General features: G+C 47.5%; 16 protein-coding genes. 7 read left to right on the plus strand and 9 right to left on the minus strand.

Annotated features, from left to right (window positions below):
* The first annotated feature begins 215 nt into the window (after positions 1 to 215).
* Complete coding sequence (gene ssb1, locus BEB54_RS10480; RefSeq protein ID WP_000168305.1) at positions 216 to 752, plus strand: single-stranded DNA-binding protein SSB1; 537 nt, start codon at positions 216 to 218, stop codon at positions 750 to 752.
* A 212-nt stretch (positions 753 to 964) separates the two neighbouring features.
* Here ssb1 and BEB54_RS10485 read toward each other — a convergent pair whose 3' ends face one another.
* The 4 genes from BEB54_RS10485 to BEB54_RS10500 form a co-directional block, all read right to left on the minus strand.
* Positions 965 to 2251: an anaerobic C4-dicarboxylate transporter family protein gene (locus tag BEB54_RS10485; RefSeq protein ID WP_000602043.1), complete on the minus strand. Its 1287-nt coding sequence runs from the start codon at positions 2249 to 2251 to the stop codon at positions 965 to 967.
* 90 nt (positions 2252 to 2341) lie between these two features.
* On the minus strand, positions 2342 to 3223 hold the full coding sequence (locus BEB54_RS10490) for a fumarylacetoacetate hydrolase family protein (RefSeq protein WP_000771876.1): 882 nt from the start codon (positions 3221 to 3223) through the stop codon (positions 2342 to 2344).
* 271 nt (positions 3224 to 3494) lie between these two features.
* Positions 3495 to 4424, minus strand: a complete 930-nt coding sequence (locus tag BEB54_RS10495; protein WP_000607107.1) for a dihydrodipicolinate synthase family protein — start codon at positions 4422 to 4424, stop codon at positions 3495 to 3497.
* Between the two features lie 236 nt (positions 4425 to 4660).
* Positions 4661 to 5689: a LacI family DNA-binding transcriptional regulator gene (locus BEB54_RS10500; RefSeq protein ID WP_000051319.1), complete on the minus strand. Its 1029-nt coding sequence runs from the start codon at positions 5687 to 5689 to the stop codon at positions 4661 to 4663.
* A gap of 427 nt (positions 5690 to 6116) precedes the next feature.
* Between BEB54_RS10500 and BEB54_RS10510 the strand changes: the two genes are divergently transcribed.
* Entirely contained in the window at positions 6117 to 7514 is a 1398-nt protein-coding gene (locus tag BEB54_RS10510; RefSeq protein ID WP_000107353.1) for an MFS transporter, read from the plus strand.
* 122 nt (positions 7515 to 7636) lie between these two features.
* Positions 7637 to 8980, plus strand: coding sequence for a carbohydrate porin (locus BEB54_RS10515; protein ID WP_105277331.1), 1344 nt, complete (start codon positions 7637 to 7639; stop codon positions 8978 to 8980).
* Positions 8981 to 9035: 55 nt separating this feature from the next.
* Here BEB54_RS10515 and BEB54_RS10520 read toward each other — a convergent pair whose 3' ends face one another.
* Positions 9036 to 9317, minus strand: a complete 282-nt coding sequence (locus BEB54_RS10520; RefSeq protein ID WP_001346558.1) for a YjcB family protein — start codon at positions 9315 to 9317, stop codon at positions 9036 to 9038.
* A 429-nt stretch (positions 9318 to 9746) separates the two neighbouring features.
* Here BEB54_RS10520 and pdeC point away from each other — a divergent pair, with 429 nt between their 5' ends.
* Positions 9747 to 11333, plus strand: coding sequence for a c-di-GMP phosphodiesterase PdeC (pdeC, locus tag BEB54_RS10530; RefSeq protein ID WP_105277332.1), 1587 nt, complete (start codon positions 9747 to 9749; stop codon positions 11331 to 11333).
* A gap of 2 nt (positions 11334 to 11335) precedes the next feature.
* On the opposite strand, the gene soxS is transcribed toward pdeC, so the two are convergent.
* Positions 11336 to 11659, minus strand: a complete 324-nt coding sequence (soxS, locus tag BEB54_RS10535; protein ID WP_000019358.1) for a superoxide response transcriptional regulator SoxS — start codon at positions 11657 to 11659, stop codon at positions 11336 to 11338.
* Between the two features lie 85 nt (positions 11660 to 11744).
* Between soxS and soxR the strand changes: the two genes are divergently transcribed.
* The 3 genes from soxR (at position 11745) to BEB54_RS10565 (ending at position 15905) form a co-directional block, all read left to right on the plus strand.
* Positions 11745 to 12209: a redox-sensitive transcriptional activator SoxR gene (gene soxR / locus BEB54_RS10540; RefSeq protein WP_000412424.1), complete on the plus strand. Its 465-nt coding sequence runs from the start codon at positions 11745 to 11747 to the stop codon at positions 12207 to 12209.
* 546 nt (positions 12210 to 12755) lie between these two features.
* Positions 12756 to 14105: a guanine/hypoxanthine transporter GhxP gene (ghxP, locus tag BEB54_RS10560; protein WP_000106863.1), complete on the plus strand. Its 1350-nt coding sequence runs from the start codon at positions 12756 to 12758 to the stop codon at positions 14103 to 14105.
* A gap of 150 nt (positions 14106 to 14255) precedes the next feature.
* A complete protein-coding gene (locus BEB54_RS10565; RefSeq protein WP_000402207.1) occupies positions 14256 to 15905 on the plus strand; it encodes a Na+/H+ antiporter in 1650 nt (549 codons plus the stop codon).
* Between the two features lie 167 nt (positions 15906 to 16072).
* Here BEB54_RS10565 and BEB54_RS10570 read toward each other — a convergent pair whose 3' ends face one another.
* The 3 genes from BEB54_RS10570 to BEB54_RS10580 all read right to left on the minus strand — a co-directional run bounded on the left by BEB54_RS10570 (position 16073) and on the right by BEB54_RS10580 (position 19503).
* Entirely contained in the window at positions 16073 to 17365 is a 1293-nt protein-coding gene (locus tag BEB54_RS10570; protein ID WP_032304298.1) for a pentapeptide repeat-containing protein, read from the minus strand.
* Between the two features lie 177 nt (positions 17366 to 17542).
* A complete protein-coding gene (actP, locus tag BEB54_RS10575) occupies positions 17543 to 19192 on the minus strand; it encodes a cation/acetate symporter ActP (RefSeq protein WP_000832550.1) in 1650 nt (549 codons plus the stop codon).
* Entirely contained in the window at positions 19189 to 19503 is a 315-nt protein-coding gene (locus tag BEB54_RS10580) for a DUF485 domain-containing protein (protein WP_001014565.1), read from the minus strand. The genes actP and BEB54_RS10580 overlap by 4 nt, the downstream gene beginning before the upstream one ends.
* Between the last annotated feature and the right edge of the window lie 133 nt (positions 19504 to 19636).

Raw genomic sequence — 19636 nt, forward strand, 5'->3', positions numbered from 1 at the left:
TGGTGCTACCGGCGATCACAAACGGTTAATTATGACACAAATTGACCTGAATGAATATACAGTATTGGAATGCATTACCCGGAGTGTTGTGTAACAATGTCTGGCCAGGTTTGTTTCCCTGAACCGAGGTCACAACATAGTAAAAGCGCTATTGGTAATGGTACAATCGCGCGTTTACACTTATTCAGAACGATTTTTTTTCAGGAGACACGAACATGGCCAGCAGAGGCGTAAACAAGGTTATTCTCGTTGGTAATCTGGGTCAGGACCCGGAAGTACGCTACATGCCAAATGGTGGCGCAGTTGCCAACATTACGCTGGCTACTTCCGAATCCTGGCGTGATAAAGCGACCGGCGAGATGAAAGAGCAGACTGAATGGCACCGCGTTGTGCTGTTCGGCAAACTGGCAGAAGTAGCCAGCGAATATCTGCGTAAAGGTTCTCAGGTTTATATCGAAGGTCAGCTGCGTACCCGCAAATGGACCGATCAATCCGGTCAGGATCGCTACACCACAGAAGTCGTGGTGAACGTTGGCGGCACCATGCAGATGCTGGGTGGTCGTCAGGGTGGTGGCGCTCCGGCAGGTGGTAATATCGGTGGTGGTCAGCCGCAGGGCGGTTGGGGTCAGCCTCAGCAGCCGCAGGGTGGCAATCAGTTCAGCGGCGGCGCGCAGTCTCGCCCGCAGCAGTCCGCCCCGGCAGCGCCGTCTAACGAGCCGCCGATGGATTTTGATGACGACATTCCGTTCTAAGATTTCTTTTGGTTCAGGTGGTTACCGCCAGTGTGCGTTAGCCACAGCCTCAGATTGATATCTGCCCGGTAGCTACTCGGGACATTGAAAAATACATATTTATCCCCAACAGGCTGGTTGGGGATTTTTAATACCTGAGTGATGTTGATGATGCTGCAGTTTGTTTTATGTGAACTATGAGTCTGATGATATTGACTCCTGCCATATACATTTTAAATAAACAATGCGAATCCCGCGGCGAAGAGTATCGATAACACGGTTGCCATTAAACCAGGAACAATAAACGGATGATCGATTATTCGATTTCCTAATTTCGTTGACCCCGTATCATCAAGAGTCACGGCGGCTAATAATGTGGGGTAGTTAGGTAAAATAAAAAGAGAAGCCGTTGCTGGAAAGCAGGCGACCAGAGTGGCAGGGGCGATACCCATACTTAATGCAATAGGAAAAAGTATTTTGGTGGAGGCCGCCTGAGAATATAGAAAACATGACGCCAGCATAATAATAATTGCCAGCAACAATGGTGAATCTAATAAATATCCGGAAATCATGCTTTGAAACCACACCTGGTTACTATCCATGAATGTAGAACCGAGCCAGGCGACACCTAAAATACAGATGCATGACGTCATCCCTGTTTTAAAAACTGATGTCGCAGGAATGTTATTCACATTTACCCGGCAAAACATAACAATGGCGAGTGCTACAGCCATCATTACTGAAATACGGACCTGTCCACTATTTAAAACGGGATGTATGATAACGCCTGTTTTCGGACTGGCAATGATGGCGTAAAAAAGTACTACAACTAGGCCAAAAATAAATATTAGTACTGAGCGACGAGCTCCCTGTACCACAGGCGCAGACAGAGATTTTTTCGTTACAGCCATATGTACGGGTAATTGATCATTCTGGCGAAGTTTGTCCCAGAACAGGTAAAAAAGCGAAGTACAAATCAACGCTAATAAAGTAGCCGGTATAGAAACGGCAATGAGTTGCAAATATCCCCATCCCTGGTGATTTTTTTCCAGGATGCCTGAAAAGAAAATAACGGCGGCAGAGATAGGCGAGGCAACAATACCTAACAATGAAGCGGTAACCGAAAGCGCCAACGCCCGGGTGGGACGAAGTTGATTTTCCTTCGCGACACCCACAATAACCGGCATACAGGCAAATGACACCTGACCGGTACTGGCCATCATGGTTAATAGCCATGTAGACAGAGGTGCAGTTATTACCAGCAGGCGAGGGTAGCGGCGAAGCATTTTTTCGGTTAAACCAACCAGATAGTCAATCCCACCCGCTTCTTGCATTGCAGCAATTGCAATGATGACAACCATAATAAAAACGATCACCAGCATCGGTAAATCGCCGGGTGTTGCACCAAGGGCGCACAAGGCGATGACACCTGCCCCACCAGCAAATCCGACACCAATGCCGCCAATACGCATTCCTAAAAACAGGAAAAATAAAACGATAATAAATTGCAGCAAGATCATCACGCATACTCCTTGAAAGGATTGCCTACCACTTAATGTTAATTTCTAAAGTGCCAGGCTATCTATCCGAATTTTTCGTTAACTTTATAATCAGCAGGCGTTATCGAGTTCTGATTGTAAAGTGACCGGATACTCTTCGTTGTCGCTTATAATGTGATTTATCAGGCAACCAATTCTTGAAATCTCAACTTCAACAATATCACCAGGCCACAAGAAGAGCGGTGGAGAGCGTTTTTTACCGACCCCACCCGGAGAGCCTGTTAATATCACGTCACCGGGCGATAAGGTGGTGAAAGTACTGATATAGGCAATCAAATCCTTAATAGAGTGCAGCATGCTATGTGTATTATCATTCTGCACTTCCTTGCCGTTAAGACGGGTGATAATATTCAGATTTTGAGGGTCAGGAATTTCATCTGGCGTAACCATCCATGGCCCGAATCCACCTGTTGCAGGCCAATTTTTACCGGCAGTAAACCAGCTGTGCTGCCAGTCACGAACGGAACCATCCATATAACAGCTATACCCGGCAATATAGTTAAATGCTTCATCAGCAGGAATGTGAGAACCCTGGCGACCTATAATTACCGCCAGTTCGCCTTCATAATCAAATTCATTACTCAGGGTCGGTTTTATTAACCCACAACGGTGGCCCGTCTGAGTATCAGCAAAACGGATAAATAGCGTCGGATCGCCACCTTTTTCATTAAATTCTGCACATTTTTCCCGGTAGTTCATACCTGCGCAGATGATTTTATTTGGTCGAGTAATTACGGGCAGAAAAGTCACTTCGCCCTGATGGTAATCGGCTTTTTTACCTGCAAACAAAGCGATGTCTAATGAATGTTGACTGGCAACGAATGATTTCAGGTCGGGAAGTTCGGGAAATAATTTATGCAAGTCAATAATTCCATCGGATACGATGGCACCATACTTTTCTTCGTTATCTACAGAAAAACTGAGCAGTTTCATGATGTTCCTTCAATTCATGCCATGACCAGGGCATTACTTACCTTCTGGCTTCTGAGACGTTGTACTATGGCCTGGATTCTAACAATCTCATCATTATTACATCTGAGTTATTCAAAATAGCCCGGCGCGACAATAGGCTGATGAAGAGAATGAGCCACCTTATGATTGTATGTAAAGGTGGCTGTCGTCGTTAATGTGGCATTAAGTGAAAGAAAGCAATAACCATCAGGAGTAGTGATTTAGAATACTGCTTTCTTTTCTGTTGCCGGAGTTATTTAACGCGCGGCAGGTCAGCTGCACGCATAGCAGCATGAATTTCTTCTTCGGCACCATGCTCCAGCGGTAATAGCGGTGAACGAACAGTAGCATGTTCGAGAATACCGCGAGCAACCAGCGCGTGTTTCAGGGCGACGGTTCCTTCCATATGGGAACCGCGATGATATACGCACTTCGTTACTGGCAGCAGACGGTCATGTATCGCGCGTGCTTTTTTATAATCGCCAGCTTTACCTGCTTTGATCATCTCGATGAGCGGTTCTGGCGCAATATTGCCATAGCCGACAAGGAAACCATCTACGTCAAAAGCAGTGTGTACCAGATATTCATCATGGCAACTGAGGATCTGTAATTCCGGACGCTCGCGGCGGATAACCGGGATCTCTGTATCCCAACGACGCATATTGCGTACACCATTTTTCATAGCAAAAACACCGGGTTGTGCGGAAATATCCAGCAGTGTTTGCAGATTATAGGTTGCTTTAGTCACATCAGGATACTGAAACAGGATCAAGGGCAGGCCGCTTTCTTCATAGACAACGCGGTAGCGATCTTGTGGTGCGCCGTCCTGGTAGCCGAAACGCAACCATCCATGAGAAGGATATAACAGGCCTGCTGAAGCACCAGCTTCCACGGCACGTTTGGCTTCTTTAGCAGCGACGTCAGTCCCTTCACCGGTGATACCGGCAATGATAGGCAGCTTGCCATCTACGGATTTTACGAAAGCACGGATCACAGCGGCCTGTTCATCTTGTGTCAGGAAAGTACCTTCACCAGCATGACCAAGTACAACTAACCCTTTAACGCCGTCAATACTACCCAGCCAGCTTCCCAGACGCTGGATAGCATCAAAATCAATACTACCATCACGATTGAAAGGGGTAACCGGTGCCGGGGTCAAACCTCTGAGATCTATATTGATCATGACTATCTCCTTAATAATTTAGTCTTTTTTATTATGTGGACAATGCAAGAAACGAAATGAAAACGTTCTTGCAATCGTTTTCACGAGATTGAATTTGAACCTGATGAATGAGGTTGTCAATCAACAGTTGTTGAAAAATGCAGCAGGGATCACAAAATCAGGGAAGGAATATAAGAATTTTAATGTTCTTCATTTGCTGCAAAACCCCGGGTTTTGCAGCAAATGAAAGACAGGCTTTACTTGGGTGAACTCGTTGATTTTCTTGGTATTAAAGTCGGTATGGTTGTACGCAAAGAGCGGCCACTGTCGGCATTAATCAACATGTCCACAGCATTACTGGCGATATGCTCTAGCGGCGTTCTTACGGAAGTGAGCGCCACAGGAAGTCGGCTGACCAGAGGAATGTCGTTATAACCCACTAACGACAACTCTTGGCCGATTGTTATCCCCAAATGGTGAGCGGCAGCAACCACACCAATCGCTATTTCGTCATTTACCGCAAAAATAGCGGTTGGAGCAGGAGTCGTTCTGAGGAGTTTCATCCCTGCTTCTTCTCCCGACTGGATGTTAAAGTCTGATGAACAGCACCATTGCGGCTGTATAGTTAGTCCGGCTTCGCGCATTGCCTTTTCAAAACCTTTACGGCGATTAAGCGCATTTGAGGCAAAATCCGGGCCACCTATCAAACCGATGTTTTTATGTCCTAAATCAATAAGATGGCGAGTAGCAAGGTAACCACCCAGTTCATCATCGCCGATGGATGATGGGCTAACACCATCAGTACGCAGGGCGAGCACATGGGGAATATCCCTTTCACGCAAAGTTTGCGGTAGGGGATCGCCGAGGCGACAGGTTGACATAATCAAGCCGTCGACCCGCCTGTCGAGAAGTGATTCTACAGATTCTCGCTCTTGCTGGGGATCGTCTCCACAAGTCGCGACCACTGCGAAGTAACCACGATGCGACGCTGCTTTAGCGATTTCTTCAAACAACATTGCAGTAACTGCATCAGTCAGGCGTGGAACTAATACACCAAGTGTCCCGGTGCCGCCGCGACGGAGACTGGAGGCAACATAATCCCGACGATAGCCCAATTCGCGTGCGACCTGGCGTACTTTTTCGGCAGAAGCGCTTTTAGATGGCGGTAATCTTTCATCCAGGATACGCGAAACGGTAGAAATACTCACCCCGGCAGCATTCGCCACGTCACGCATGGTGATCAGCTTTTTTTCTGTTTGGTCTTTTTCTTCGCTTTCCAGGCTCATAGCTGACTCCCGTATGTATTAATTACCTGAAAGGTCCCGTCATTCAAAAGGCCAGTGCGTAATGATTGGCCTTGTAAAATGGTACGGCAATTTTTTGTATGTACAAAGAAATGTTGGATGTTTACTACGTCCTGAGCGTGTACGTATCCGATCTTTGTCGCGAGCTTTCTTGATGGCTTTAAGAACAACATCACATTTTTTCTCTAAGCAGATATCCGGAATGTGAACTGATTAACAAATATTCGCTGAGTCGAATTGACATCCCCCGGGAAACTAATGACGATAATTATACATGAAAACGATTGCAGAAACGTTTTCATTATGGTTTTTATGCAGATAGATTCTCAAATAACTGCAAGTGAATAGCTGCCAGCCGCTGGGTTTGGCGCAGTTCGTTGTCTTGCGAATCAATCAACAGGATATCGCTATGTCAACTCAGGTTATTACTTCTGAAAGTATTATTGCCAGTCCGCGGGAAGGCGATCCCGCAACGCTGCTTGCCAGGCTCGAACGACTCCCTGTCACCAGGCGTCTTTTAGCTATTCGTGTAGTGGTGGGTTTATCGACATTCTTTGATGCTTACACCATTATCGCGATAGCTTTTGCGCTACCGCAACTCACTCAGGAATGGGGATTAACACCAACCTTCATCGGGCTGATCATTGCCGCAAGCTATGTTGGGCAGCTCTGCGGCGCACTCTTTTTTGGCTCTCTGGCAGAAAAAATTGGCCGCATTGGCGTGTTGCGTATCACCATTGTGATGTTCGTCGCGATGGATGCCGCTTGCCTGTTTGCCTGGAATGGATGGTCGATTCTGGTTATCCGTTTCCTGCAAGGATTAGGAATAGGGGCAGAAGTTCCGGTTGCCAGCGCTTATATCAATGAATTTATCGGAGCAAAAAAACGTGGCCGCTTTTTTTTACTCTACGAGGTGATTTTTCCGATCGGTATGATGTTTGCTGGTCTTGTAGGCTATTTTCTTGTTCCGCTTTACGGCTGGAAAGTGATGTTTTTGATAGGTCTTATCCCTTCGGCATTGACGGTTCCGTTACGCTGGTTAATGCCTGAGTCTCCACGCTGGTTAACAGCGAAAGGTCGCCATGTTCAGGCTGAGAAAGTCGTTGCGGCGTTTGAGAAAGAAGCGCTGCAGCGAGGAATGGAATTACCTGAGCCGGTGATTAATCCTGCAGTTGTGCAAAAGGAACCTGCAGGTGGCGTAAAAGAACTATTTTCCGGCATCTATAAATCACGCACGTTTATGTTATGGGGACTATGGCTGACCGTTTATACGGTGAACAATGGTATGATCACCTGGTTTCCTACCATGTATAAAACGCTTTTTCACTTACCACTGGAAACCAGTCTGGCTTATGGTTGGATTACTTCCTCCTGTGGAGTTTTTGCGTCGGTAATTTGTGCACTGCTTATCGATCGTATTGGAAGAAAATGCTGGTATACCTGGGCTTATTTACTGGCCATTATCCCGTTAGTGACTCTTTGTATTTTCGGAGCCAAATCTGCCATTGAAATCCTTATTTTCGGTAGTATGACGTATGCCATTCTCCAGACCATTGCCTTCTCTCTTTATCTCTACTCTGCAGAGCTATACCCCACTCGCCTGAGAGCGATTGGAACGGCATTTTCCAGTGCCTGGTTGCGGGCTGGCTCTTCCGTTGGACCGTTGCTGGTGGGATTCATTGTTTCTGGTTTTGGGATCCGCTTTGTTTTTATTGTGTTCGCAGTCATCGCGTTAATAGGCGGCCTGGTTACCTATTTGTTCGCTATTGAAACGAAGGGAAAATCACTGGAAGAGCTTTCGCCGTAGCCGTACTGACCGGGAAGAAAGGATCGGCCTGCCAGAGAATTTCTGTGTTTCACCAGCATTAAGAAATATTTGCCAGTAGCGCTTCTCTGAATGTTATATTCGGATTGCAAAGGATAAATAATATGGATCATTCTATACGGGAAAATTATATTTTCCTGATGATACTGATGTTCCCATTTGGTTCGTTAGCCAATGAGTTACCTTTTTCCTCAACCGGAAAATATATGGCTGGAGATTGGAATGGAGTGCGTAGTGAGTTAAAAAACAAAGGATATGATTTTACTCTGGAATATGGCTCGATGGTGACATCGAATATTTCAGGCGGTTATAACAAGGATCGGACGGCGCGATATAGCGACCAGTATATTATCGGTGCCGATTTTGATCTGCAAAAAATTGCGGGTATCACGGATGGAGAGTTTAAAGTCTCTGTTATCGATCGTAACGGCCGCGATCTTACCAGCGACAGAATTCAGGATCCTCGAGCCCCAGTGATTGGCTCGACGGTAAACAGTAACTATGGCCGGAGTCAAACCTGGCATGCCGCGCAATTCTGGTATCGTCAATCATGGTATGCAAAAACGATTGATTTAAAGTTAGGATTAATGCCGGTTGGCGAAGACTTCGATAACAATGGTTGTTATTTCCAGAACCTTTCCCTCTGTGGTTCGTTGGCAGGTCATGGTGCGGGAGTCTGGTATAACACACCGATTGGTCAGTGGGGGGCCAGGTTACGTTATAATTTTACACCGCAAGTTTATTTGCAGACCGGCGCGTTTATGTATAACCCAAATTATGCGACGCGAAGCGGCAGTTTCCAGTTGGATAATACTGGAAGATTAGGAAATATGTACCTTATGGAATTTGGGTATACACCAACGCTGGGTGCGAATAAACTTCCGGGTGCCTGGAAAGTAGGAGCCTGGTATAACACAGCAAAAGCCAGTGACGTCCTGAAGGATGCAGAAGGCGATGACTACGTTACGAGCCAACGTCCCCCGGCGACTCACGATGGGCGTTACGGTGGCTGGATCTACTTACTCCAGCAAGTGACTGCTGATCCCCGTTCTCCTCGTGGTGGCCTTTCTCTGTTCTGGCATCTGGCGATGAATGATCGGGATACTGCGACAATGGATTACCAGACGCAAATTGGCGCTATTTATAAAGGGCCATTTTCCGGTCGGGGGCAGGATTACATTGGCTTTGGCGTCAGCAAAATGCACGAAAACAGTAAAGTAGCCAGACGGGCGCAATTGCTCAATGATAAAAAGGGTCTTGATGATTATGATAATCCCGCCTGGACGCCAGTAAGAGACGCTGAGTATGCGGCAGAATTGCATTACAGTTTTGTGGTGACGCCGTGGTTAACATTGCGACCCAATGTGCAGTTGCTGATTGATCCCGGTGGGGTGAGTGAAATCGACGACGCCTGGGTTGTGGGAACTCAGATTACAATCAAACTGTAGGTCTTAATCATTTGTTTGTGCAGAATCACCGGGGATCCTGCACAAACTCCCGCCATCAGGTCATAATCATTGGCCATTCAGGTGGCGCCTGATTTATGGCTTCCACCATCACCGACTCAATGTTGTGCCAGATAGCGGTAATATCCATCATGGTAATACCGAGCAATCCGGTAGCGAACCAGCAGGCAGAAACAACGCCCAGGCCGCTGCTAATCACCGCAAGACCAATATAATCTGATTTGCGAAAACGGATGTTGAGTGTGCTGGCCAGAAACATCATTACGGCACTAAGAAGTTGCCAGCGAAGAAGAACCACGCCAGTGGTGAGGGTAGCCATCAAACAATTCCTCTGAAAAGAGCCGATGCCCTGGACAGCGCGGCGTTGTTCACGGGAGGCGTGGTACACTCTGGCTATCGCGGGGCTTGCAGAACACAAAAATGAAACACTCTTTTTGTTTCATTAATTTTGTGAACTATATCACAATTGATTGTTTGTTAGCCATATTAGGACGTGACTTTTATTGCTGTACAGATTATGTGGTTTTTCAGGGGCATTAAGGGTATATCTTCCCACCGCCTCTGCATTCCTGTAGGAAATTAGTTTTGAATATCAATGAATTATTTTTATTCAGGTGACGATTAAAAAGGTATCAATTTCAAATCAGGCAAAAGTGCTATTTATACCGTAAGATTTATCTAAAGACGTCGATAACCAGGGTTCTCGCCTTGCAATGACCGGGTATAAACAGGCAGGAAATTGATAGCAATGAGTCATCGTGCACGACACCAATTACTGGCGTTGCCGGGCATTATCTTTTTAGTTCTCTTTCCCATCATTCTGTCGCTATGGATTGCCTTCCTTTGGGCAAAATCAGAAGTGAATAGTCAGCTCCAAACTTTTGCTCAGCTGGCGCTGGATAAATCCGAGCTGGTCATTCGCCAGGCAGATTTAGTGAGCGATGCTGCTGAACGCTATCAGGGGCAAGTTTGCACTCCAGCCCATCAAAAGCGAATGTTGAATATTATTCGTGGCTATCTTTATATTAATGAATTGATCTATGCCCGTGATAACCATTTTTTATGCTCATCGCTGATAGCGTCTGTAAACGGCTATACGATTGCACCGGCCGATTATAAGCGTGAACCTAACGTTTCTATCTATTATTACCGCGATACGCCTTTTTTCTCTGGCTATAAAATGACCTATATGCAGCGGGGAAATTATGTGGTGGTCATCAACCCTCTCTTCTGGAGTGAAGTGATGTCTGATGATCCGACATTGCAATGGGGTGTATATGATACGGTAACGAAAACCTTTTTCTCGTTAAGCAACGAGGCCTCGGCAGCAACGTTTTCTCCACTGATTCATTTGAAGGATTTAACTGTACAAAGAAATGGCTATTTATATGCGACAGTTTATTCGACAAAACGCCCAATTGCAGCCATTGTTGCGACTTCATATCAACGTCTTATAGCGCATTTTTATAATCATCTTATTTTTGCGTTACCCGCCGGTATTTTGGGGAGTCTTGTTCTGCTATTACTCTGGCTACGTATTCGACAAAACTATTTGTCTCCCAAACGCAAATTGCAACGCGCCCTCGAAAAACATCAACTTTGCCTTTATTACCAGCCAATAATCGATATCAAAACAGAAAAATGTATCGGGGCTGAAGCATTGTTACGTTGGCCTGGTGAGCAGGGGCAAGTAATGAATCCGGCAGAGTTTATTCCGCTGGCAGAAAAGGAGGGGATGATCGGACAGGTAACTGATTATGTTATTGATAATGTCTTCCGCGATCTGGGCGCATACCTGGCAACACATGCCGATCGCTATGTTTCTATTAACCTGTCGGCCTCCGATTTTCATACGTCACGGTTGATAGCGCGAACCAATCAGAAAACAGAGCAATACGCGGTGCGTCCACAGCAAATTAAATTTGAAGTGACTGAACATGCATTTCTTGATGTCGACAAAATGACACCAATTATTCTGGCTTTCCGCCAGGCTGGTTACGAAGTGGCAATTGATGATTTTGGTATTGGCTACTCTAACTTGCATAACCTTAAATCATTGAATGTCGATATTTTGAAAATCGATAAATCGTTTGTTGAGACGCTGACCACCCATAAAACCAGTCATTTGATTGCGGAACACATCATCGAGCTGGCGCACAGTCTGGGGTTAAAAACGATCGCTGAAGGCGTCGAAACTGAGGAACAGGTTAACTGGCTGCGCAAACGCGGCGTGCGCTATTGCCAGGGATGGTTCTTTGCGAAGGCGATGCCGCCGCAGGTGTTTATGCAATGGATGGAGCAATTACCCGCGCGGGAGTTAACGCGCGGGCAATAAAACTACAGGCGGTGGCGATAATCGCTTGGAGTGCGATCAAACTGCCGACGGAAAACGCGGGAGAAGGTCTGCTGCGAGACATAACCCAGGTCCATTGCGATATCAAAAATCGGACGCTCGGTGGTGCGCAACTCAACGGCGGCCAGCAACAGGCGGCGTTGGCGAATGTAATCACCAAGTGTCTGATGCGTCACCGTGCGGAACATCCGCTGTAAGTACCACTTTGAATAGCCTGATTTTTTTGCGACGACATCAATGTTAAGCGGCTGGTCAATATGCTCGTCAATCCATGCGATAAGATCCTGAATAATTTTCTGATGGGACATAAATCTGCCTCTTTTCAGTGTTCAGTTCGTTAATTCATCTGTTGGGGAGTATAATTCCTCAAGTTAACTTGAGGTAAAGCGATTTATGGAAAAGAAATTACCCCGCATTAAAGCGCTGCTAACCCCCGGCGAAGTGGCAAAACGCAGCGGTGTGGCGGTATCGGCGCTGCATTTCTATGAAAGCAAAGGGTTGATTAGCAGTATCCGTAATAGTGGCAATCAGCGGCGATATAAACGTGATGTGTTGCGATATGTCGCAATCATCAAAATTGCTCAGCGTATTGGCATTCCGCTGGCGACCATTCGTGAAGCATTTGGCGTGTTGCCCGAAGGGCATACGTTAAGTGCGAAAGAGTGGAAACAGCTTTCGTCCCAATGGCGAGAAGAGTTGGATCGGCGCATTCATACCTTAGTGGCGCTGCGTGACGAACTGGATGGATGTATTGGTTGTGGCTGCCTTTCGCGCAGTGATTGCCCGTTGCGTAACCCGGGCGACCGATTAGGAGAAGAAGGTACCGGCGCACGCTTGCTGGAAGATGAACAAAACTAAAGCGCCACAAGGGCGCTTTAGTTTGTTTTCCGGTCTTTGTCTTTCTCTCTATCCCGCTAGTACACAGGAGGGTTTCCCCCGACGTCAACACACCTCATTTGAGCACGTGGTGGAGGTTCCGGTTGGTGTTGATGCTTTAATTGTATGTCACCGGCGTTTCTTCGCCAGTGTAAAAGGACGCTTTTTAGCCGCAATATTTTTGTCATCTCAGACGATTTTTTATCGCAATCCTGAACGGTATGCGGCTCGATAACGCTGCAATCTTGCGCATCGACGATAACGTTTGCGCATCAATTGCCTGGTTTTTCATCGTCAAGACAATAAAAGAGAAAAAAGCAGCAAACTTCGGTTGAAAAAGCCGCTATGATCGCCGGATAATCGTTTGCTTTTTTTTACCATCCGTTTTGTATGCGCGGAGCTAAACGTTTGCTTTTTTGCGACGCACCAAATTGTCGCAAACCTGGAGCAGGAAGATAACGTTTCGCTGGCAGGGGAATGTCCGCCACGCATCTTGACGAAAATTAAACTCTCAGGGGATGTTTTCTTATGTCTACGCCATCAGCGCGTACCGGCGGTTCACTCGACGCCTGGTTTAAAATTTCACAACGTGGAAGCTCTGTCCGTCAGGAAGTGGTTGCCGGGTTAACAACGTTTCTGGCGATGGTCTACTCGGTTATCGTCGTTCCAGGCATGTTGGGTAAAGCGGGCTTTCCGCCAGCGGCAGTTTTCGTTGCAACCTGTCTGGTTGCTGGACTCGGTTCTATCGTGATGGGGCTGTGGGCTAATCTGCCGCTGGCGATTGGTTGCGCTATCTCCCTGACGGCGTTTACCGCATTCAGCCTGGTACTGGGGCAACATATTAGTGTACCTGTCGCGCTGGGTGCCGTGTTCCTGATGGGTGTGCTGTTTACGATAATTTCTGCCACGGGTATCCGTAGCTGGATTTTGCGCAACTTGCCGCACGGTGTGGCGCACGGCACGGGGATCGGTATCGGTCTTTTCCTGCTGCTCATTGCTGCTAATGGTGTCGGTCTGGTGATTAAAAACCCGCTTGATGGTCTGCCTGTTGCGCTGGGTGATTTCGCGACCTTCCCGGTGATTATGTCACTGGTAGGTCTGGCTGTGATCATCGGCCTGGAAAAACTGAAAGTCCCCGGTGGCATTCTGCTGACCATTATCGGTATCTCAATTGTCGGTTTGATCTTCGATCCTAACGTCCACTTCTCTGGCGTTTTCGCCATGCCTTCATTGAGCGATGAAAACGGCAATTCACTGATTGGCAGCCTGGACATTATGGGCGCGCTGAACCCTGTGGTTCTGCCGAGCGTGCTGGCACTGGTGATGACTGCTGTTTTCGATGCCACCGGAACCATCCGGGCCGTCGCGGGCCAGGCAAACCTGCTGGATAAAGACGGGCAAATTATCGACGGCGGGAAAGCACTGACCACCGACTCCATGAGCAGTGTTTTCTCTGGTCTGGTGGGGGCAGCACCGGCAGCGGTATACATCGAGTCTGCGGCGGGTACAGCGGCGGGCGGAAAAACCGGTCTGACGGCTATCACCGTTGGCGTGTTGTTCCTGCTGATTCTGTTCCTCTCTCCACTCTCTTACCTCGTTCCGGGTTACGCAACGGCTCCGGCGCTGATGTACGTTGGCCTGCTGATGCTGAGCAATGTGGCGAAAATTGACTTTGCTGATTTTGTTGATGCGATGGCGGGCCTGGTAACAGCAGTATTCATCGTACTGACCTGTAACATCGTAACAGGCATCATGATCGGCTTCGCGACTCTGGTGATTGGTCGTCTGGTTTCCGGAGAATGGCGCAAGTTGAACATCGGTACGGTCGTCATCGCCGTGGCGCTGGTGACCTTCTATGCGGGCGGTTGGGCTATCTAAGCTTTAATAAGATTCTGAAAACGGGTGGCAATGGCTGCCCGTTTTTATTTTCTCCGCACATTGTGTGAGCTTTTGCGATATTCTGAAAAAATGAGAATTCAGGCATAACGCCTTTCTCAGATCATAAAAAACATCGCAAACAGGGAACGCATGGAAATCTTCTTCACCATACTGATAATGACCCTCGTGGTCTCGCTGTCCGGGGTGGTCACTCGTGTCATGCCCTTTCAGATCCCGCTTCCGCTTATGCAAATCGCCATCGGTGCGCTACTGGCGTGGCCGACGTTTGGTTTGCATGTGGAGTTTGATCCTGAACTCTTTTTAGTCTTGTTTATCCCGCCGTTGCTGTTCGCAGATGGCTGGAAAACGCCGACCCGTGAATTTCTCGAACATGGTCGGGAGATTTTCGGCCTCGCGCTGGCGCTGGTGGTGGTCACCGTGGTTGGCATTGGCTTCCTTATTTACTGGGTGGTGCCGGGCATTCCGCTGATTCCCGCCTTTGCGCTGGCGGCGGTGCTTTCTCCGACCGATGCTGTGGCGCTTTCCGGTATTGTTGGCGAAGGGCGCATCCCGAAAAAAATCATGGGTATTTTGCAGGGCGAAGCGTTGATGAATGACGCCTCCGGCCTGGTGTCATTAAAGTTTGCTGTGGCAGTGGCGATGGGGACGATGATCTTCACCGTCGGCGGTGCAACGGTGGAATTTATGAAAGTGGCAATAGGCGGTATTCTCGCCGGTTTTGTGGTGAGCTGGCTGTATGGTCGTTCGCTGCGATTCCTCAGCCGCTGGGGCGGTGATGAACCCGCGACGCAGATTGTTCTGCTGTTCTTGCTGCCATTCGCTTCTTATCTGATTGCCGAACATATTGGCGTTTCCGGCATCCTCGCTGCGGTTGCCGCCGGGATGACCATCACCCGCTCCGGTGTGATGCGCCGTGCGCCGCTGGCAATGCGCCTGCGCGCAAACAGCACCTGGGCGATGCTGGAATTTGTCTTTAACGGCATGGTGTTCCTGCTGTTAGGTCTGCAGCTGCCGGGTATTCTGGAGACGTCGCTGATGGCGGCAGAAATCGACCCTAACGTCGAAATCTGGATGCTGTTTACCGATATCATTCTGATTTATGCGGCGCTGATGCTGGTCCGTTTTGGCTGGCTGTGGACGATGAAAAAGTTCAGCAACCGTTTCCTGAAGAAGAAGCCGATGGAGTTTGGTTCGTGGACCACACGAGAAATCCTGATTGCGTCTTTTGCCGGGGTGCGTGGGGCGATCACACTAGCCGGTGTGCTCTCTATCCCGCTACTCTTGCCGGATGGCAACGTCTTCCCGGCGCGCTATGAGTTGGTGTTCCTGGCGGCTGGCGTCATTCTCTTTTCGCTGTTTGTCGGCGTGGTGATGTTGCCCATTCTGCTGCAACACATTGAAGTCGCAGACCATTCGCAGCAGTTGAAAGAGGAGCGTATTGCGCGAGCGGCAACGGCAGAAGTGGCGATTGTGGCAATCCAGAAAATGGAGGAGCGTCTGGCGGCGGATACCGAAGAGAATATCGATAACCAGCTGCTCACGGAGGTCAGTTCTCGCGTCATTGGTAACCTGCGTCGTCGCGCCGATGGACGTAACGACGTTGAAAGTTCCGTGCAGGAAGAGAACCTTGAGCGTCGCTTCCGTCTGGCGGCATTGCGTTCTGAACGTGCTGAACTGTACCACCTGCGCGCCACGCGGGAGATCAGTAACGAAACGCTGCAAAAATTATTGCACGATCTCGATTTGCTTGAAGCGTTGTTGATTGAGGAAAATCAGTAAGCCGAAAGCGACGTAACCAGGCCGGAGGTAATCTGAAAAAGGTGCAATCTTTTGCACCTTTTTCAGATTACCTCGGGCTAACATTCATGATTCTAAAATAAATAAGTCAGAAGTCCGTGAGTATCTCTCTTTTAAAGTCAATTCATTGGCTATTCTTCGGCTTAATCTCAATCTGCGTATTGCATAGTATCTTCAGTGGTATTCATAGACACTTCCTGAATATTATGCTCAGTTTGTGACATGCCAGTATGAGTGGCACAATCCTCTTCAAAGAGTTTCTGTAGTGTTATCAGGATATCACTATTAATGGGAATATTATCCTCCCCACGGAGAATGGATATGCCCATTCCCTGGACGATAGCCTCATCGAAATTAACCCGATAGAAACGGGTATTAAACATCCAGGCTTTTGTTAAAATAGAACAGTTGAAATGGCAATTGCTTAAATTGGCATTATTAAAATTAGCATTAGCCATATTAGAATCGGTACATATAACCATTTCGAGGAACGTATTTGTCAGCCGCGTAAAAAAGAGTTTGCTATTAATTAAGTTTATATTCTGGAGGGTTGCTTTGTTCAGGTTGACGCGAGAAAGATTAGCATGTTCAAAGTTAATTAAATCGAGTTTAGAGAAACTAAGGTCGGCTCTAAATAAATTAACATATGGCGCTATTACTTTATAAAGATTCACCTCAGCCATGTACGCCATATAAAAATTTGAATAGTCAAGGAAGGTATTTTTAATTTTAGCTCTAATCATTGTTGCATTGAAGAATTCAACATGCATAGCGGAGCATGCATTTAGAGTTCCGTCAGTCATTTTTATCTGAGCGAAATTTGAGTCATCGAGAATACAATTATCAAAAATTATTTTTTCCATTATGGCAAAATTAAAATTCGTTTGATACATATTACAGCCCTGGAAAATAGCATTTTGTAGTCTGCAACCTGCAAAATCCGAATTGGATAAATCTTCATCTTTAATCCTGATACCTTTCAGGCTAAGGTGTGAAAAATCGTAACCACCATTTACTGTCTGTGGGATTTCGATAGTATTATTATGGACAGTGACATTATTTATAAAATACACTACCTTAATTGATACTTCCTTATCTTTATTAAGGTAAACTCTTCTCGTAATTCTATCGTCATATTTATTACTTGCATATAAAGCTATATCTATAAAATATTTATGAATTTTCCTGTCAGTTTCTTTAGTGATTTTTCCTGATGGTAAAGTATCATAAGTTCTTTTCATTTTCTGAATCAAGCCTATCACTTTTTCATGATCATCCATTTTGAAAAGAGAGAGGGCTTTATTGTCAATTAACGTGTCTTTATGATGTTTGCTATAATTATCTGATTTTGTTTTCTTTGTATGTGATGGACTTGTGACAGAGTGGTTATCGTTAATCAGGCAAAGAGGGAAAAACATATTATTTAAACCATTATAGCGCATAAAATATCCTTATAATTAACAAGAAAGAAAAGGCATATTCTCTGCATTATCATTTTCTACGACTGTCAAAAATCGCTCATTTTTTATTGAGTTTATTTGTTTAATATTATGGGAAAAGATGATGCATATTGGAGAGGAAGAGTATTCCCCGATCAAGCGACCGGGGAAGGGTAGAGATTAATGCGCGCGGCCTTGCTCAACGCCAAAGCCGGTCTGGGAGCGGATAAACTGTGCACGGAACAGTTCACGCTCGCGCGCACCTTCCGCTGAATTATCCGTTGCCGAGAAGAACCAGATGCCGAGGAATGCCACACTGATAGAGAACAGCGCCGGGTATTCGTACGGGAAGATGGCTTTTTCGTGACCGAGGATCTGTACCCAAATGGTAGGGCCGAGAATCATCAGTACCACTGCGGTAATCAGCCCCAGCCAGCCTCCCATCATCGCGCCACGGGTAGTCAGTTTCGACCAGTACATGGAAAGCAGAATGATCGGGAAGTTACAGCTCGCCGCGATGGCAAACGCCAGGCCCACCATAAATGCGATGTTCTGATTCTCAAACAGCACGCCGAGGATAATCGCAATCACGCCCAAAATCAGGACGGTGATTTTCGATACTCGCAGTTCTTCTCGTTCAGTCGCGCCTTTTTTGAAGACGTTAGCGTACAGGTCATGCGAAACCGCGGAAGCGCCTGCCAGCGTCAGTCCCGCAACCACCGCAAGAATGGTGGCGAAAGCAACCGCTGAAATAAAGCCGAGGAACAGGTTGCCGCCCACAGCATTGGCCAGGTGAACTGCCGCCATGTTGTTACCACCAATCAGATGGCCCGCCGCGTCTTTATATTCCGGATTCGCACCGACCAGCATGATCGCACCAAAGCCGATAATAAAGGTCAGGATATAGAAGTAGCCCATAAATCCGGTGGCGTAGAACACGCTCTTACGCGCTTCGCGGGCATCGCTGACCGTAAAGAAGCGCATCAGAATGTGCGGCAAACCAGCCGTACCAAACATCAGCCCCAGACCCAGAGACAGCGCGGAGATGGGATCTTTCACCAATCCGCCCGGCTTCATGATATCGACACCTTTCGGGTGTACCGCCATCGCTTCGCTGAACAGATTGTTGAAGCTAAAGCCGACGTGTTTCATCACCATAAAGGCCATAAAGCTGGCACCGAACAGCAACAGCACGGCTTTGATAATCTGTACCCAGGTGGTCGCCAGCATACCGCCGAACAGGACGTACATCATCATCAGCACGCCGACCAGTACTACCGCAATGTGATAGTTAAGGCCAAACAGCAGCTCGATGAGTTTACCTGCCCCCACCATCTGGGCGATAAGGTAAAGCGCCACCACCACCAGAGAACCACAGGCCGAAAGAATACGAATCGGCCCCTGTTTCAGACGGTAAGAGGCTACATCGGCAAAGGTGTAGCGCCCCAGGTTACGCAGACGTTCGGCAATCAGGAACAGAATGATCGGCCAGCCCACCAGGAAGCCCAGCGAGTAAATTAAGCCATCATAGCCGGAGGTAAACACCAGCGCGGAGATACCCAAGAATGAGGCAGCGGACATATAGTCCCCGGCAATCGCCAGCCCGTTCTGAAAACCGGTGATATTGCCGCCTGCGGTGTAGTAGTCATTACGCGAACGTACGCGTTTTGACGCCCAGTAGGTAATGCCGAGCGTAAACACGACGAAAATCAGGAACATAATAATCGCCTGCCAGTTCGTTGGCTGGCGCTCTACGGCCCCGCTAATAGCATCCGCGGCGTTAGCTGCGAAAGGGAGTGTGGCGGCAAGCGCCGTCAGAACTCTTTTCATGATGCTTGTACCTCATGCAGGACTTCATTATTAAGACGGTCGAATTCGCCGTTCGCCCGCCAGATGTAGATACCAGTGAGAACAAAGGAGATCACAATTACTCCAACACCAATCGGAATACCGCGTGTGACGCTGGTGTTCGGATTCAGCGGAGTGCCCAGCCAGCCGGGCGCGAAGGCGATCAGTAAAATAAAGCCGATATAAACTGCCAGCATAATAATCGACAGGATGGTGGCAAACCGTTGCCGTTTTTCGACTAACTCCCTGAAATGCGCATTGTCTTCTATCCGCTGATAAATAGTGCCATTCATCACAGATTCTCCAGAGGTAATGTAGGGATTGTTTTAATTCCCGCGCCCTTATGGGAGCGGGTTAACGCCCAGGTAACCCTCGCCGAATGTAGGCTGGATAAGGCGTTATACGCCGCATCCGGCAATCAATGCC

The organism is Escherichia sp. MOD1-EC6021 (assembly GCF_002965245.1).
In the GTDB taxonomy this organism is placed as follows: domain Bacteria; phylum Pseudomonadota; class Gammaproteobacteria; order Enterobacterales; family Enterobacteriaceae; genus Escherichia; species Escherichia coli_F.

Bases quoted from the DNA above. Each gene is read 5' to 3' on its own strand.
- ssb1 (WP_000168305.1), top strand. From the start codon at position 216: ATGGCCAGCAGAGGCGTAAACAAGGTTATTCTCGTTGGTAATCTGGGT.
- BEB54_RS10485 (WP_000602043.1), bottom strand. From the start codon at position 2,251: ATGATCTTGCTGCAATTTATTATCGTTTTATTTTTCCTGTTTTTAGGA.
- BEB54_RS10490 (WP_000771876.1), bottom strand. From the start codon at position 3,223: ATGAAACTGCTCAGTTTTTCTGTAGATAACGAAGAAAAGTATGGTGCC.
- BEB54_RS10495 (WP_000607107.1), bottom strand. From the start codon at position 4,424: ATGATCAATATAGATCTCAGAGGTTTGACCCCGGCACCGGTTACCCCT.
- BEB54_RS10500 (WP_000051319.1), bottom strand. From the start codon at position 5,689: ATGAGCCTGGAAAGCGAAGAAAAAGACCAAACAGAAAAAAAGCTGATC.
- BEB54_RS10510 (WP_000107353.1), top strand. From the start codon at position 6,117: ATGTCAACTCAGGTTATTACTTCTGAAAGTATTATTGCCAGTCCGCGG.
- BEB54_RS10515 (WP_105277331.1), top strand. From the start codon at position 7,637: ATGGATCATTCTATACGGGAAAATTATATTTTCCTGATGATACTGATG.
- BEB54_RS10520 (WP_001346558.1), bottom strand. From the start codon at position 9,317: ATGGCTACCCTCACCACTGGCGTGGTTCTTCTTCGCTGGCAACTTCTT.
- pdeC (WP_105277332.1), top strand. From the start codon at position 9,747: ATGAGTCATCGTGCACGACACCAATTACTGGCGTTGCCGGGCATTATC.
- soxS (WP_000019358.1), bottom strand. From the start codon at position 11,659: ATGTCCCATCAGAAAATTATTCAGGATCTTATCGCATGGATTGACGAG.
- soxR (WP_000412424.1), top strand. From the start codon at position 11,745: ATGGAAAAGAAATTACCCCGCATTAAAGCGCTGCTAACCCCCGGCGAA.
- ghxP (WP_000106863.1), top strand. From the start codon at position 12,756: ATGTCTACGCCATCAGCGCGTACCGGCGGTTCACTCGACGCCTGGTTT.
- BEB54_RS10565 (WP_000402207.1), top strand. From the start codon at position 14,256: ATGGAAATCTTCTTCACCATACTGATAATGACCCTCGTGGTCTCGCTG.
- BEB54_RS10570 (WP_032304298.1), bottom strand. From the start codon at position 17,365: ATGCGCTATAATGGTTTAAATAATATGTTTTTCCCTCTTTGCCTGATT.
- actP (WP_000832550.1), bottom strand. From the start codon at position 19,192: ATGAAAAGAGTTCTGACGGCGCTTGCCGCCACACTCCCTTTCGCAGCT.
- BEB54_RS10580 (WP_001014565.1), bottom strand. From the start codon at position 19,503: ATGAATGGCACTATTTATCAGCGGATAGAAGACAATGCGCATTTCAGG.